Raw genomic sequence first — 16,335 nt, forward strand, 5'->3', positions numbered from 1 at the left:
AAAAATTGATAATTGAAAAAATGGCAGCCTAACCTAGATTTAATATATTTGTATCATGATTCAAGTTCAATAGGATGAGAGGAAGATATTGAAATCCTAATTTCATGACTAAAGTCATGGGTGTAGACGTGACCTTTGCCTCATATCATTACTGGGCGTTAATCTATATGATAGGAACTATAGAAAGCCGACATAACCAAAAGGTATTTATGAAACTGAAGACATTATCACTGATTGCTGGTACTCTGGCTTTAACTTTAATCGCAACTCCATTTGCAGTTCAAGCGGAACAAAATAATCCATCCTCACCTCAACCTGGTAAAGAATGGCAAAAAAAGGGTCAATTTCAAAAGTTGAATTTGACACCTGAACAAAAAGCTAAAATGAAGGAAATCGGCCGCAGTACCCGCGCTCAAATTGAAGCTGTTTTGACTCCCGAACAAAAGACAAAATTACAAGCTGCAATGGCTGAACGTAAGGCTCAACATCAAGCGCAACGTCAAGAAGGACGTGGTAAAAAAGGTGATATTTTTGCTTCTTTGAACTTAACTGAAACACAGAAAAATCAAATTAAACAAATTAGAGAGTCATCAAAACAACAAATGCAAGCTGTGTTAACTCCGGAACAGCAAGCACAAATGAAGCAAATGCGAGAAAATATGCGTTCTCGTCGTCAACAAGATAAACCTCAATAATTCTTGACTATTCAAATAAGATTAATAAATTAGGGGTGGGCTTAAAATCTCATCCCATTTTTGTATATAGGCAAACTTTAGAGAGGGCGTTACAATTTGTTAACGCCCCTTTTTTGGATCATTTCTGGACGATCATATTCATATCCCAAGTATACAAACCGATTTGGTTAGGAACTCTCACAAAGCGGCCTGTGCGATGACCCCTAGATAGTTCATTGAGAACCTTATTTTTGACCTCTCTGACTTCTTCAGCATCTAAATGTCCATAAATACCATTGACTATCTCATTCACATTGAAAATTCGTCCGGCATTTTGTTCTAGAAATAAGGTCAGAGCATCAATTAAAAATTGACCATCAAATTGTGCCAACATCGGGACTACTTTCATCTGGGGTCTGGTGAAATGTTTGTTGGTTTTGGTGGATTTAATACTTCTAGATATTCCCTTACCTTGAATGGGTCCTAGTGAATTTACATCTAGGGTATAGCAACCAGGTTCATTGGGAATTGCTGACCAATAACCACTTTCTCTCCCTTGAGTTAGAGATGATTGGACTCTACCTTTAACGACTTTAAAGATAGTAGACTCTAAATTACCGTAGAGCGATCGCACAATAAAATCTATGTGACAGACAGTTCCCACATATTCTCGCAATAGCTTTTTAAGTGCTTCCATGCGAGTCATATTTTCATACTGAGCCAGCATGGGAACGTCTTCCCCTTTACCAACATAGTGACGACGTTGAAAGGAAAAATTGCCTGAGTTGCTAACTTCAGAAAGGGAATGATCAACCTTGAAAGAGTCTGATTTAGGAACTTCTGACTCTAGAGAATCCAAATATTCTACACGAGAACTCTGATTAGAAGACAACAACAACAGTGAATCTTCTTCAGCAGCCTCAACTTGTTCGTTGTCATGAGGATAAGACCAAGTAGACAACAAAGATTCTACATTATCTAATTGCGATCGCGCCTCTATAAATAGACGTTGGTACTCTTGTGCGAGACTCCCATAGTAATCTCGTAATTCCAACAATGGCGTAATAAACACATCGGGTGGTGCTTGTAATTGTCCTGGAGAATTCATAGTAATTCACTCAACCTAAATCTATATTGCTGGTGTAAGTCATGGCTCTAGGTTTGCTCGGTGTCGATACCTGGAGTGATTTTTTAGGAGGTTGGGGAGGACGACAACATTCACAATATAAAGGGCGAGTTCCGAAAGTCTCTCGTTTTGTAGCCTGATTACATTCTTTACAGACAAAGTTGAAAACTCGCGTATGAATCTGCCTTTTGTGCGCTCGGACAGTATATTCTCTAACATCAATTACTTTGGTTGCCATAATTAATAATTGCCAGTCTTAATCCTCTTTATATAGCTATTCAAGCAAATGAAACTGTATCAGTGTGTGTTTTCATAGAAGTTTTCTAAAAAATTAAAAAATCCTATCTAACTCAGAGACACAAAGTGCTATTTCCGATATCTTAACAGTGACTGGGATATATTGCTCATCCCTTACATAAAAGGATGAAAAGGAATATAGGTTAAACTTGTTGCCCTCAAGACTTGTGAATATAAGAATGCTTTTTTAGCATCTATCTTGAGAATTAAATATATAATTGAAAACATATTTTTAGGCATATTTTTAAACATGAACCATTGATAATAAATTATGATCTCGCCTACTAGTAGTCTGTCAATTCAAAAATGACGGGTAAAGGCAAGCAGGGGGAGAAGAGGGGCAGGGGGAGTAGGGGAGGGAAAAACAGAAGTTTTTTCCTATCATTACCCGTCAAAATAAATTTGACGAACTACTAGTAACAAAAAAATGAAGGATGAAGTAATTATAAAATCCCTCACCCTTCCTGATCTAGCCTAATCAAAGACAACTAACTAAAGACGAACCTTCACAGCTTTGTGTTTTTCCGATTCGGCTTTAGGAATAGTTAGATAGAGAATTCCATCCTTATATTCTGCCGCTACCTTCTCATTATCCACAACAGCAGGCAAGGCAATTACCCGTTGGAACTTGCCATAACGGAATTCCGAGCGAGTCAAACCTTCTGCTTCCGTTGTTGTTTCCGACTTCCGCTCACCGCTAATAGAAACCGATTCAGGAGTGACTTCGACATCAAGATCCTTTGCGTCCAAACCTGGTATTTCTACTTTCAACTTCAAATCACTATCAGTTTCTGCAATCTCAGCCGGAGGAATGAAAGTTAACCCCACCCTTTCAACTGCATCAGGTGGTAATAATTGTTCAAACAAGCGATCCATTTGCTGCCGGATAATACCCATTTCAGGGAATGGTTCCCAGCGTTCTATTTCCCGTAACGGATTCCAACGTACAAGTGTCATAACTATCTCCTCAAAAATTCACTATTGGACTTTCTGATTTGGTGAGACTAAATCTTCAGCTTGTGACTTGGTAAACAATAATACTACTGGCAAAATCTCTAACTTTTAACTTCTTGAAGCCTAATCTTTAGCCTCCCAATTAGATGATAGCACTAGAAAATCAATTAATTACAGTTCGGTTTTATAGATATAATCTTCGTAATAACCGTACTATTGAGCTAATAACTTCAGGTTCGTATGTTAGAATATAAAAGTGGATATTGGTACTATTTTTTAGCCAAAAATATCTCAAATATAACACTGTAAAGATTGAATTACACTATTAACTAAAGTGCTTTTAGCCGTATTGATAAAAAAGTGATCACCACCGATCATTTTCAATGAAAAAGGGGCAATAGTTTGTTTTTCCCAGGCAGAAAGAGCAGTATAGCTAACTGTTGGATCTTCTGACCCACCAAAAGCACTAATAGGACAATTTAGAGGTGGTTGAGAAGTATAAACATAGGATTCCAAAACTGTAAAATCAGCCCGAATAATCGGCAAAAAAATCTGCATCAATTCGGCATTTTCTAGCACCATTTTGGCAGTCCCATTAAACTGGGATATTGCCGCTAAAAAATCGGCATCTGGTAATTTAGAAATGGGTGGGTTTTCCCTAGGGAATTGTGGGGCGCAACGGGCAGCAATAAAAAGATGCAAAGGATAAAGACTATATTCAGAACGCAGTAGCCTAATTAACTCAAAACTGATTAATGCACCCATACTGTAACCGAAAAAAGCAAAAGGTTTATCTAGACAGGGGATGATATTAGTGGCTATTTCTCGGACTAAAGGGAGGATTTTTGTGTATGGAGGTGATTTGATTTGTCTGCCTCTACCGGGAATTTCGATAGGACATAATTCAATAGTTGCGGGTAAATCATCAGCCCAAGTCCGAAAAACTGAGGCACTAGCACCAGCATAAGCAAAGCAAAATAGGCGTAATTTAGCTTGGGGGTTGGGTTTAGGGCAAGTTATCCAAGATGTGAAAGTGGTTTTAGTTGTCATGATGGAGGTTTATATGGGGTTAATTGCTAATTTGATTGCTGGATCTAGTTTTACAGCACTTTCCGGTGTTATGAGGTACATATCCAGCGGGCAAGACTTGTACTGAGCTTGCGATGCCCTGAGCCTGTCGAAGGGTCGAAGTATGCCCGCACTACAAGAGTTTCATAATTCAAGTTTGTACCTCATGAGAGCGAAATCTGCTGTAAATTAGGAAAAAAGTCATGAAACTATTGTGACTTTTTTCCTAGTCAGGTTAGGAAACTTGGCTCATGCAGAAAATCAGATCGACTTATAAAATAGGCTAATGTAATTAAGGCAGAAATTCTCTGCACTATTTTTTGTGAATCTTTTTTATCAATTAAAGTATGTTAAAAGAATGCAGAATTTAGAATTACGTTTTGCAACGGGGATTTTACCCCGACGCAAAACCCGCTGCTTGTAGAAGCAGGGGACTTTAACACCCAAAGGTAGGCTTACTCTTGCTCAAAAAACGTTGGGTGGTAGAGCGCGCTTTCGGTTGGGTTATGGGGTGTCGCCGATTGGTCAGAGACTATGAACTTCTGCCGGAAACATCAGAGACGTTTATTTACCTTGCCATCATTCGGATCATGGTACGGCGACTGGCATAAATTTTGACTTTGTATTTAACGCCTGTGTTTTATACTTATATGGAAGAATTGAGAAAAAATCTGAGTAAATCAAAGAGAAAAAATCAGATTCAAAACTTAGAGATTTCCAAATAATCAATGATCTAAAAATGATTAATTAAACAACTTAAAGATAAATAACAAAATCCTGAATTTCTTCAAAAAGTCGGGAATCTGAGTTTTTATATTTTTACAAATCAGATATAGCAGATTTCGCTCTAATGAGGTACAAACTCTTGTAGTGCGGGCATACTTCGACCCTTCGACAGGCTCAGGGCATCGCAAGCTCAGTACAAGTCTTGCCCGCTGGATATATACCTCATAACACCGGAAAGTGCTGTAATATTGTTATATTAATATTATTCAAATGATCAATTATATATGCAAACAATTGATAAAAAGTCAACTAAAAAAGCATGGGTTCGGGCAATATCTCAACCTGCAACGGAATTTTCTGCCACTCAATTACCGATTCTTGCAGGTAAAATCCCCGATGGTTTGCGGGGTACACTGTACCGGAATGGACCAGCAAGACTAGAACGGAATGGTGTTGGGGTGGGACATTGGTTTGATGGAGATGGGGCAATTCTGGCTGTTAATTTTACCAATGTCGAAGCAGTTGGGGTTTATCGTTATGTGCAAACCACTGGTTATCAAAAAGAAACTGCTGCGGGTAAATTGCTTTATGGTAATTATGGCATGACTGCACCAGGAATTATCTGGAATCAATGGATAAAACCTGTGAAAAATGCGGCGAATACTTCAGTTTTGGCATTACCTAATAAACTTTTGGCATTGTGGGAAGGTGGTAAACCTTATGCTTTAGATTTGCAAACTTTGGAAACTTGTGGTGAAGATGATTTAGGCAGTTTAACTAAGGGATTAAGTTATTCTGCCCATTATAAGCGGGATGCAAATACAGGGGAAATTTTTAATTTTGGTGTAACTCCTGGATTAAATGCCACAATTAATGTTTATAAAAGTGACTCGACTGGCAAAATTATCCAAACAGCAATACATGAATTAGAAGGAGTACCACTAATACATGATTTTGTGTTAGCGGGACAGTATCTTGTCTTTTTTATTTCCCCAGTGCGGTTAAATCTTTGGCCTGTTTTGTTAGGGATAAGGAGTTATAGTGATTCCCTAGAATGGCATCCTGAATTGGGAACTAAAATTATAGTGCTAGATAGAGAAAATTTATCTTTAGTCAGTCGAGGAGAAACTGAATCTTGGTTTCAGTGGCATTTTGCTAATGGTTATGTAGATAATAGTGGTGCGGTAATTGTGGATATTGCCCGTTATGAAGATTTTCAAACTAATGAATATCTTCGAGAAGTAGTTACCGGGGAAACTCACACAATTGCTAATAGTACATTTTCACAAGTTCAACTTAATCCTTTAACTGGCAAGGTAATTAAAATTGAACAACTTTCAAATCAACATTGTGAGTTTCCTAGTGTTCCTCCACAAAATACAGGTCAATTTTCTCGCTATACTTATATGTCAGGATTTCAACCAGGAACAGATGCTAGTAAGGAACTTTTAAATAGTATTGCTTGTTTTGATCACAAAACTGGAACTTTAACACAAGCAAACATAGGAGAAAATCGCTATCCTTCCGAACCTATTTATGTGCAAAATCCGCAAAACTCTGAACAAGGTTGGGTGTTAACTGTGGTTTATAATGGTCATACTCATAGTAGTGAAGTTTGGGTATTTGCGAGTGATAGATTAAATGCAGAACCTATTTGTAAACTGGGATTACCCAGTGTTATCCCCCACAGTTTTCACGGTACATGGAAACCTGCTTAGAAAAATCCAATCATAGGAATTACGAACCGCAGAGGACACAGAGGACACAGAGGTTAGAGAGGAATGGGAGTTGAAAATAATTTCTGTGTAAGTCCTAAATCAATGTAGGGGTGGGGTTTTCCCACCTTTTAGCTTGAGGACTTGATTTGTAATTGTAAAGTTTTGTAACGACATAGATAACATTACTCTGCATTCACAGAAGAACTCATAGAACGAAAAATCAATTCCCCAAATCTATGAATCTTCAACTTTTTATCTCACGCAGAGGCGCAAAGGACGCAGAGAAAAGGAAAATATGAAGAAACTATTAATGAGAAGAATCTCTTTTTCATTACTTGCTATGTTGGTGACTGTTTTGATTACATTTACTCATGCTGTCGCCCAGCAAGTACCATTTTATTGGGATTATATCAATGTTAATATTGATGTGCAAGCTAACGGAGATATGTTAGTTACGGAAACACAAAAGTATGTTTTTACATCAGATTGGACAAATCAAAGATATCGCTATATTCCTTTAGATAAAGTTGATGAAATTAAGGATGTAACGATTCAAGAAAATAATAAACTTCTTCCTAGCGAAACGGGAATTGAAAATAATCAATTTTGGATTCGTTGGCAACATCAATTAACAGCACCAGCATCACATATTTTTGTAATTAAATATCGTGTTGTTGGTGGACTGCATATTAATGGTGATAATACTCAAGTTTACTGGAAAGCCATTTTTGCTGACCGTAAAGCCCCAATTCAAGCAGCAAAAGTTTGGGTAATATTACCACAAGCTTTATCAGGTAAAGTCTTAGAGTTTAAAAACTTTGGTACTCCGGCTACAGCCCGTCAAGTCAGTTCTAGAATATTCGATTTTGTAGCAACTCAGCCTATTTTACCTCAACAAAAGCTAGAAATTCAAATTGTATTTCCTAGTAAGATTCTCAATCTTTCTCAACCTAATTGGCAGCAAAGTAACTTTGGAACCATCATAGGAATTGGGATTATATTTATAGTCTTTTTTGCACTATTTGCAGTAATCAGTAAACCAAAATGTCCTAAATGCAAGAGTTTAAATTTCAAACAGAGTTACCAAGTATTAGTTCCTGCAACTACTAGCCGTTCAGGAAAGCGAAGAGTTATCGACCACTGCAAAAACTGCTCTTACCATAATGAGTATGAAGAGGTGATTCCAGTAATTAATGAAAGTAGCGATTCTGGTAATGATTGGAGCGGTGGTGGTGGTGGCCGTAATGATTGGAACGGTGGTGGTGGCGGTGACCGTGGTGGCCGTAATGATTGGAACGGTGGTGGTGGCGGTGACCGTGGTGGCCGTAATGATTGGAACGGTGGTGGTGGCGGTGACCGTGGTGGCCGTAATGATTGGAACGGTGGTGGTGGCGGTGACGGTGGTGGCCGTAATGATTGGAGCGGTGGTGGTGGCGGTGACGGTGGTGGCGGTGACGGTGGTGGCGGTGGCGGTGACGGTGGTGGCGGTGACGGTGGTGGCGGTTAATAGCCAGCCAGAATTTACACCTCATTTAATGTAGCTGTTATTAGTAGCAGTTCTCTTGTCTTGCACTATGGCAAAGGTGTTGATAAATCTGAAAAATTCTTAGTTGAAGAAGGAAAACAAAATGAAATTATCAAAATTAACAAGTTTGGTTTTTGTACTAGGAGCAATATTATATAGCTCTAAAGTTGATGCTCAAAATGTGCCGAATATTTTAGAGTCAGGAAGAGAATCAAGATTACTGTTAGTACAAGTTAATTCTCAAGATCCAAAGTTTTATATCAAGCGTGGTGAAGCCCGATTTGAATCAGGAGATATAAAAGGAGCGATTGAAGATTTCAACCAAGCCTTACGTCTTAATCCTAATATTGCATTAGCCTACTTGAATAGAGGTCTTAACCGTCGTGAACTAGGAGATGAAAATGGGGCTACTGCCGATTTGCAAAGAGCATCTGAACTATTTCAACAACAAGTAGAAATAGCTGAATCTCAATATGTTATCAAGTTATTTCCGAAAATAAACAATAAGTAAATCTTCAGACGCTTGCTTTAATTAAGAAGATGAACATTGATAAGAGATAGAAAAAATCGGTGTTGCTAAATTGAGGTATGAAATTCCCAAATTGAACCTTTAAAACTCAAACCTCAGTGCGTCTTTGCGCCTTTGCGTGAGACTAAAATTCATACCCTTAATCAGCAACGCCAAAAAATCTTTTTGCATCTTTATAGCAATTTCAAGAAAATGGTATTATGTATCAAAATCAAACTAACCTAATCAAATGGATGAATTAGAAGTAAAAATCCTCCAACTTATTCAAGAAACTTGTCAACATCCTAGTGGTAGTCTAGCCCGTCAAAAAGGATTAAATCAGATTATTTTACTAATTCAAAAAACAGGTAAATTATTGCGCGGTACAGGTATACCTGATGCCGAAGAAGCTTTACAGGAAACTTGGTGGTTTTTTTGCCGTAATCTTTGTGAAGCTACTAGCGCAAAAGAACCTTATAATCCTGATAAAAGTAGCGTGATTACTTGGATTAACAATTACTTCAGTTATCGGTTACAAGATAAACGGATTAGTTATTATGAACAAAAAAGTAAATTCGATTTTTTCTTAGAAGAAAATGATCAAATAGATCCTGCAAGTTTAATTCCTGCACCTACAGAACCAAGACCAATATTAAATGAAATTCAAGAATGGTTAAAAACAAATTCTCCAGAACTAAAACGTATTCATATCCGAAATCGTCCAGATGTTAATAGTTACATTTTAATTACTCGTCGTTTACCACCAGAAAAATCTTGGCTAGATTTATCTGTAGAGTTTGGTATACCTGTAGCAACTCTTAGCAATTTCTATCAACGTCAATGTTTTCCCCGTCTGCTCAATTTTGGTAAATCCCAAGCTTATTTTGATAGCGAAGGTTACTTTGATATATAAATTATGAATTATCCTACTGAACAACAAAGCATTTCTATTCCTATTTCGGCAAAGTTCCGAGATACAGCTTTACAATTTGCCCAAGAACAACCAAATCCAGAAAAAGCAAAACTCGTATATCTGAATACTTTAGCTGTACAAGTTGTGAATAACTACTTGCAAATGTTAGATATTTCTACTACATTAGAAGCTAGTCATAGTTGGGATTATTGGGGAAGAATAGCTGGAAATGTAGCAGATTTATTATTAACTGGAATTGGACATTTAGAATGTAGATATATCAGAACAGGAGATCAGATTTGTTATATTCCTCCTGAAGTTTGGCATCATCGTTTTGGTTATGTGGTAGTAGAAATTAATCAAACCTGCCAAGAAGCCAAAATCAGAGGATTTTTACCCCAAGTTACCACAACAGAAATTAAACTAGAACAGTTACAACCATTAGAACTTTTCCTAGAACATTATCATCAATCTTCGGGTATACAATTAAGACAATGGTTAGAGGGAATATATACATCTCAATGGCAAAGTATTGAGGAATTAGCTTTACAAAAAACTTCGCAATTAGCCTTTCGTTCTGCAAAAGTGCGGGGATTTGAAATAGATACATCCAAAAAAGTTTGGCAAGTTATTGAACAATTATATCCCCAGCGCAGTTGGAGGAAAATCTTACCATCAACATTATTAGAAAATTCAGATGTAGAAGTAATGGATATTCTTGTTCATCTTTTACAAACTACAAATGATGAAGAAATTCGTTGGACTCTAGCAGAGATTTTATGGACAATTACACCAAATCATCCTGTTGTTACTGCTAGACGAATTATGGATTTAGGAATGCAGTTATCAGGGAAACCTGTAGCTTTAATGGTGGCTATATTACCCAAACTAGATAAAACTTTTGCTGTGCTTTTGCGAGTATACCCAATGGGAAATAAAATTTATTTACCAGCAGATTTACTATTATCAGGATTATATGAAAATGGCCAGCCATTTTTAGAAGTTAAAGCCAGAGAACAAGGAGATAATTACATTCAATTAAAATTTTGTGCTGAAATGGGTGAAAAATTCCAAATCCGGGTTACTCTAAATAATGCAACCATTACGGAAAAGTTTGTCATTTAACCAGACAAATAAATTAGTTGTAGGTTGGGTTAAGGCTTTGCGAAACCCAAGCAATTCGCAAAGATGTTGGGTTATGCCTACGGCACGCTACGCGAACACGTTGTTCAACCCAACCTACATAGACTATTATAAAAAGTTTGTCATTTAACTAGACAAATCAATTAGGGTAAAAACAGTGGGTAAGCTGATTATATTCGAGATTGGAGAAGGTAGTTTTGAAAAAGGATTTCCTGTAAAAATCAGAATTGGGGAAGACGGTAAACCCCATTTCGCAGAAATTTCTGGCAGGTTCCCACCAGATTTAGAAATTCCTCAAACTTATTATGAATGGCAATCAGCTTATTATCAATTGCCTGGTAATTGGTTAATCACTGTACCTCAAACTCAAATTACCAATGTATCTACTACAGAGATTTGTGATACTGCTGCTAAAAAATTCCAGTCTAGTTTTAATAATTGGTTAAATCAACCATCTGTGAGAAAATTAGAACGGCAATTTTTACAAAAAATCGGTGATTGGCATAATGTCAGATTTATTGTACAAACACAAGATTCACTTTTAAGAAGACTTCCTTGGCATTTGTGGGAAATATTTCATACCAGTCATATTCAACCTGAAGTTGTCATTAGTTCTGAGTATGAACCATCCAAAATTAAATTAAAAAGTCCGGTAAAAATTCTGGCTATTTTAGGTAATAGTCAAGGGATTGATATTCAACCAGATTTACAAGCATTGACCGCAAAATTACCAGGGGCAATTATTGAACCTTTGCTGCAACCTTCGCGTCAAGAACTTGTTAATAAATTATGGTATCAACCTTGGGATATTTTATTTTTTGCCGGACATAGTTGCAGTCAAGAAGGTGATAGTTGGGGAGAAATTCAAATTAATGACAATGAAACTTTATCACTTTTACAGTTGCGTCATACTCTGGGATATGCTGTCAAAAAAGGATTGAAATTAGCAATTTTTAATTCTTGTGATGGTTTAGGATTAGCGCGTAATTTAGCTGATTTACGCATACCTTATACAATTGTGATGCGAGAACCTGTTCCTGATATTGTTGCTCAACATTTTCTAGAATATTTTCTCACAGTTTTTGCGTCTGGTGAATCTTTATATATTTCTGTACAACAAGCGCGTGTGCGTTTACAGGAAGAATTAGAAAATCAATATCCTTGTGCTTCTTGGATACCTGTAATTTTTCAAAATCCAGCCGCAGCATTACTCAAATATCCCCAACCTCGCAATTTACAAAAAATAGTTTTACAGTCAGCAATAGCTACGATGTTATTAGTAATTATCGGTGCTATTTCATGGCTGAGTTTCCAGGAAATCAAATTGCGAAATCGGTTTAGTTATGGGGAGAAAATATTATTTAATTCTCCAACTAATTTGGATAAACAAGCAGCTATAACAGCATTTTGGTGGAAAAATTATAATCTGGCAATTAAAAAATTTACCACCTATTTACAAGATTATCCTAATGATCCAGAAGCTAGAATATATTTAGAAAATGCGAAGGTTGGAAATAAAGAAGTAATCAAAATTGGTGTAGCTGTACCGATAGGTAGTAATCCTCCCGTAGCGCAAGAAATCCTGCGAGGAGTCGCACAAGCTCAACAAGAGATAAATCATGATGGTGGAGTGAATAGTAAATTTCTACAAATTCAAATTACTAATGACAATAATAACCCAGAAATAGCTCAACAAATAGCGGCAAGATTTGTCAAAAATAAAGATATTTTAGCTGTAATTGGTCATAATAGCAGTGATGCTACCGTACCAGCTTCTAATATATATCAATCTGGCAAATTGGTGATGATTTCCCCAACCAGTAGTTCTACAAAATTAACTGACCGTGAAGATCAAACCAATGGTAATTATATTTATAGAACTGTAATTAGTTCTCATGTAATTGCGGAAACTCTGGCGGAATATGCCAAAAATAATGATAAAAGTAAGATTCTTATTTGCAGTGATTCTCAAGCAACGGATCAATCTTTCATTCAGGCTTTTATTAATACTATTAATAACAGAAATTTAGAATTAATTAGTGATATTCATTGTGATTTTTCTGCTAATAACTTTCAAAGTGATAAAATTATTCAAAATGCTATTAATCAAAATGTCAATACTATTCTGCTGAATCCTCATATTGATAGAATTAATCAAGCTCTGGAAATTGCTAAAAGTAATCAAGGTAAGTTATTATTATTAGGAAATCCTAGTTTACAAACACAAACAACTCTGGCTGCTGGTAATGCAGTTAATGGTATGATTATGGCAGTTCCTTGGCAAATTAATGATTTAGAAAATAAAGAATTTGTCAAAAGTGCTAATCAGATTTGGGGTGAACAAATTTTAATTACTTGGCGGACAGCTACGGCTTTTGATGCTACTAAAACAGTAGCTATTGCTATGGAAAAAAATGGTAATACTAGAATAGGTATTCAACAAGCTTTAAGTCATAATTTTGCTTTTTCAGGTGTGACAGGGAGAATCAAATTTTTATCATGGGGCGATCGTGATCGCATCAGTAAGGCTATGTTAGTTCAAGTACAAGTAGACTCCCAAGCATCTACAGGCTATAGTTTTATCCGAAAGGAGTAGACAATAATTTGGTATAATTATCTAAAAAACTAATTACCATCTTGGGGAAGTGCAAATAAAAGTAAATTGTAATTATTTGACTAATGACTAATCAACACCGCATTGGCATTATTTTAGGAACTCGTCCCGAAGCTATTAAACTAGCACCAGTAATTCAAGTTTTTCAAAATTCTCCAGATTTTGAATTGCAGGTAATTCTCACAGGACAACATCGAGAAATGGTTGAACAAGTGATGCAATTGTTCAAACTCAAAGCCGATTGGAATTTAGAGATTATGCAGCGTCAACAATCTCTTAATGATATTACCTGTAGAAGTTTACAAGGTTTAGAAGCATTATTTCAAGCCCAAAAGTTAGATTTTGTAATTGTGCAAGGAGATACAACAACAGCTTTTGCAGCCACCTTGGCAGCTTTTTATCAAAAAATCCCTGTAGGTCATGTGGAAGCAGGTTTAAGGACTGATGATTTATTTAATCCTTTTCCCGAAGAAGCTAATAGAAGGTTGATTTCCCAGCTTACACAATTGCATTTTGCGCCGACTACTTTGGCGGTGGAAAACTTACAAAATTCTGGGGTGTTAGGAGAAATTCACTTAACAGGAAATACGGTAATTGATGCCTTATTAAATGTGGCTGCCAAAAAACCAGTTTGCAATATACCAGGTTTAGACTGGAGCAAATATAGGACAATATTGGCAACAGTTCATAGACGGGAAAATTGGGGATCACCGCTGCAAGACATCGCTGAAAGTTTTTTACAAATTTTAGAGCAATTTCCTGATACAGCCTTATTACTGCCATTACATAAAAATCCCACAGTTAGAGAACCATTGCAACAGTTATTAGGGAATCATTCCCGCATTTTCTTAACAGAACCCTTGGATTATGCCGAATTAGTGGGAGCTATTGAGCGATCGCATTTAATCTTAACCGATTCCGGTGGCTTGCAAGAAGAAGCCCCCAGTCTGGGTAAACCGGTGTTAGTTCTCAGAGATACCACCGAAAGACCAGAAGCAGTCACCGCTGGGACAGCCAAACTCCTAGGGACACAAACCGCAAATATCGTCACAGCCGCTAGTGAACTACTCAGCAATCCCGACGCTTACAGCAAAATGGCCACCGCCATTAATCCCTTTGGCGATGGCCATGCAGCAGAACGCATCCTGCAAATTGTCAAAAATTACTTAAGCTAAATGCCTAAAGCTCTCCGAGTTTGATAACCAACAACGCCATCTACACGCAGTCCGTTACGTCTTTGGAAGTGACGAACTGCATTAATGGTTCGTGAACCGTAAACGCCATCAACTCTAATCCCTAAAGCTCTTTGGATTTCTCTGACTCGTTCGCCTCTTGCGCCATATTCTACCGTTACCCTACCCCCAACACCGTAGCCAGAACGATATCTGCGGTGAGAACGTCCAGGAGTATTACCAATCCATCTTTCAGCAGCATAGTATCCTCGGTAACGTCCCGAAGAAATTCTCGCAAACCCATTTCTAACACTACCAGTTTCACCAACGTATGTACCATTGCGGACACAGGCTACAGATGAATTTGCAGTGCTAGGTCCAGTGCGAATATAAAGACAGCTTCCATTCGTGCTGGCATATTCAGCCGAAGCAAACTGCATTTGAGTCACTGTAGCTAGTAATATAGTTACACCGGCCAAAGTTAACCATGCAGAAGATTTAAAAATTTTCCGCCAATTAAATGACGATTTCGGAAGACTTAATGCAAAATTTTCATTTGTCCTTTCATCCTCTATATACATATAGGAATAAGCCAAATATTCCATAATCATCTGCTCCTTGATGTGAAATTTTGTGATACTTTTGTCTAGTTTTAATCTTCATTGATTTTATACTTCTTTATGACAATATGTTGGCTAATATATTCCGCCATTTGAACTGTCACATCAGGTATTTGTAATGAAATCATCAATTACATAAAGAGGTTAGTATTTTTATTTCCCTAAACCATGAGAAGTGAGAAAACTATCCGCACGAATTGGACTCCCATTGCGCCAAATTTCTATTTTTTCTGGACTAATTAAGTAGGAAAAAGTCCCATTATCTGCCTGATATTTGTGATTGTCAAGCTTCCAAGCCCGAATTTTTAAAACTTGACTTGGTTCTTGTTTCAATTTCCCCACATAAAATAACTGACCATGTTCTTCGCAAACTTTTATACTGACTGTTGTTGTCTCCCCTGTCATAACTGTAGTTCCATCACAATCAGTATTATTACTTACAGATAAAACTGGTTGTAGAATTGGGGTAATTGGTTTATTTACTGGTGTTTTTGCGATGGTGGCAGACGGTAATAAACTGAGAGGATTACTAGCTAAACGACCATCTGCATAAAATTCAAAATGCAAATGAGGGGCGGTGCTATTGCCTGTTGAACCCATTTCGGCAATAATTTGACCTTGTTTGACCTGTTGACCTTTACTTACTAATAAACGGCTATTATGTCCGTAAACTGTTACATTGCCATTAAAATGTTTAATTTCGATAAAATTGCCTAATCCCCAATCATCCCAACCAGCTTTCACGACTGTACCAGCAGCAGCAGCTAAAATTGGAGTCCCTTTTGCACCCGCAATATCAATTCCCTCATGCTGATATTTACGGAAACCTTGGGAAAGAATCCCTTGGGTCGGCCAAATTAAGTTAGCAGTAGGTGCGGGTGTGGGGTTAATTAGAGAAACTGTCTGAGTCAAAGCTGGGGAAACTTTACTTACAGCCACGGTACAGGATATTAAAGCCATCAAAGCATAATCACAAAAGCGGTAGATATTAACTTTTTTCATCAGTTTCTAGCCTAATAATTGCTATAGCAGCGAAAAAGAAGTCAAAGCTGACTGCTGTAAATGGAAAAATGCTATAGTTATTTGCTATTTCAGTCTCAAATGTGTCACATCGGGACAATTTGCTAGTTAAATTTACGACTCGTGCAAACTTACTATTCCCAAGATACTTAGATTTTTTCGATTTATGGACATTACTAAAATTTGATTCTGTTAGGTTAAGAGATACACAAGTAACGTAGTTAACCGAGGTCAAACAGCGTTAATTGCTGATAATT

General features: G+C 37.1%; 14 protein-coding genes and 1 pseudogene. 9 read left to right on the top strand and 6 right to left on the bottom strand.

The window, feature by feature from the left end; all coding sequences use genetic code 11:
* Positions 1-209: 209 nt before the first annotated feature.
* Positions 210-695 (top strand): Spy/CpxP family protein refolding chaperone, encoded by a 486-nt coding sequence (locus tag FJR06_RS09115; protein ID WP_168651284.1) that lies wholly within the window; start codon positions 210-212, stop codon positions 693-695.
* 118 nt (positions 696-813) lie between these two features.
* Here FJR06_RS09115 and FJR06_RS09120 read toward each other — a convergent pair whose 3' ends face one another.
* From FJR06_RS09120 to FJR06_RS09135, 4 genes are all read right to left on the bottom strand, one after another.
* Positions 814-1,782 (bottom strand): hypothetical protein, encoded by a 969-nt coding sequence (locus tag FJR06_RS09120; RefSeq protein WP_168651279.1) that lies wholly within the window; start codon positions 1,780-1,782, stop codon positions 814-816.
* Between the two features lie 10 nt (positions 1,783-1,792).
* On the bottom strand, positions 1,793-2,038 hold the full coding sequence (locus FJR06_RS09125) for a hypothetical protein (protein ID WP_168651280.1): 246 nt from the start codon (positions 2,036-2,038) through the stop codon (positions 1,793-1,795).
* A 551-nt stretch (positions 2,039-2,589) separates the two neighbouring features.
* The gene (locus FJR06_RS09130; RefSeq protein WP_015083275.1) at positions 2,590-3,054 is read right to left on the bottom strand and encodes an Hsp20/alpha crystallin family protein; all 465 of its coding nucleotides are present in this window, start codon (positions 3,052-3,054) and stop codon (positions 2,590-2,592) included.
* Between the two features lie 288 nt (positions 3,055-3,342).
* Positions 3,343-4,101 carry a thioesterase II family protein gene (locus tag FJR06_RS09135; RefSeq protein ID WP_168651281.1) on the bottom strand — a complete coding sequence of 253 codons (759 nt, stop codon included), beginning with the start codon at positions 4,099-4,101 and terminating at the stop codon, positions 3,343-3,345.
* 470 nt (positions 4,102-4,571) lie between these two features.
* Here FJR06_RS09135 and FJR06_RS09140 point away from each other — a divergent pair.
* From FJR06_RS09140 to wecB, 8 genes and pseudogenes are all read left to right on the top strand, one after another.
* A pseudogene (locus FJR06_RS09140) lies at positions 4,572-4,730 on the top strand (transposase); the annotation flags it as partial.
* A gap of 399 nt (positions 4,731-5,129) precedes the next feature.
* Positions 5,130-6,563 carry a carotenoid oxygenase family protein gene (locus tag FJR06_RS09145; protein ID WP_015083273.1) on the top strand — a complete coding sequence of 478 codons (1,434 nt, stop codon included), beginning with the start codon at positions 5,130-5,132 and terminating at the stop codon, positions 6,561-6,563.
* A 295-nt stretch (positions 6,564-6,858) separates the two neighbouring features.
* Positions 6,859-8,070 (top strand): DUF2207 domain-containing protein, encoded by a 1,212-nt coding sequence (locus tag FJR06_RS09150; RefSeq protein WP_168651282.1) that lies wholly within the window; start codon positions 6,859-6,861, stop codon positions 8,068-8,070.
* Between the two features lie 121 nt (positions 8,071-8,191).
* Positions 8,192-8,599: a tetratricopeptide repeat protein gene (locus FJR06_RS09155; protein WP_051155247.1), complete on the top strand. Its 408-nt coding sequence runs from the start codon at positions 8,192-8,194 to the stop codon at positions 8,597-8,599.
* Positions 8,600-8,846: 247 nt separating this feature from the next.
* On the top strand, positions 8,847-9,509 hold the full coding sequence (locus FJR06_RS09160; RefSeq protein WP_168651283.1) for a sigma-70 family RNA polymerase sigma factor: 663 nt from the start codon (positions 8,847-8,849) through the stop codon (positions 9,507-9,509).
* A gap of 3 nt (positions 9,510-9,512) precedes the next feature.
* Complete coding sequence (locus FJR06_RS09165) at positions 9,513-10,634, top strand: DUF1822 family protein (RefSeq protein WP_015083269.1); 1,122 nt, start codon at positions 9,513-9,515, stop codon at positions 10,632-10,634.
* A gap of 175 nt (positions 10,635-10,809) precedes the next feature.
* Positions 10,810-13,248: an ABC transporter substrate-binding protein gene (locus FJR06_RS09170; protein WP_015083268.1), complete on the top strand. Its 2,439-nt coding sequence runs from the start codon at positions 10,810-10,812 to the stop codon at positions 13,246-13,248.
* A gap of 83 nt (positions 13,249-13,331) precedes the next feature.
* On the top strand, positions 13,332-14,441 hold the full coding sequence (gene wecB, locus FJR06_RS09175; protein ID WP_015083267.1) for a non-hydrolyzing UDP-N-acetylglucosamine 2-epimerase: 1,110 nt from the start codon (positions 13,332-13,334) through the stop codon (positions 14,439-14,441).
* Here the strand turns inward: wecB and FJR06_RS09180 are convergent.
* Positions 14,438-15,043 (bottom strand): peptidoglycan-binding domain-containing protein, encoded by a 606-nt coding sequence (locus tag FJR06_RS09180; RefSeq protein WP_015083266.1) that lies wholly within the window; start codon positions 15,041-15,043, stop codon positions 14,438-14,440. The genes wecB and FJR06_RS09180 overlap by 4 nt on opposite strands.
* A 168-nt stretch (positions 15,044-15,211) precedes the next feature.
* Positions 15,212-16,060: a M23 family metallopeptidase gene (locus FJR06_RS09185; RefSeq protein WP_174782930.1), complete on the bottom strand. Its 849-nt coding sequence runs from the start codon at positions 16,058-16,060 to the stop codon at positions 15,212-15,214.
* Positions 16,061-16,335 lie beyond the last annotated feature (275 nt).

The sequence above is a fragment of the Dolichospermum sp. UHCC 0352 genome (assembly GCF_009711925.1).
Classification (GTDB): Bacteria; Cyanobacteriota; Cyanobacteriia; order Cyanobacteriales; family Nostocaceae; genus Dolichospermum; species Dolichospermum lemmermannii.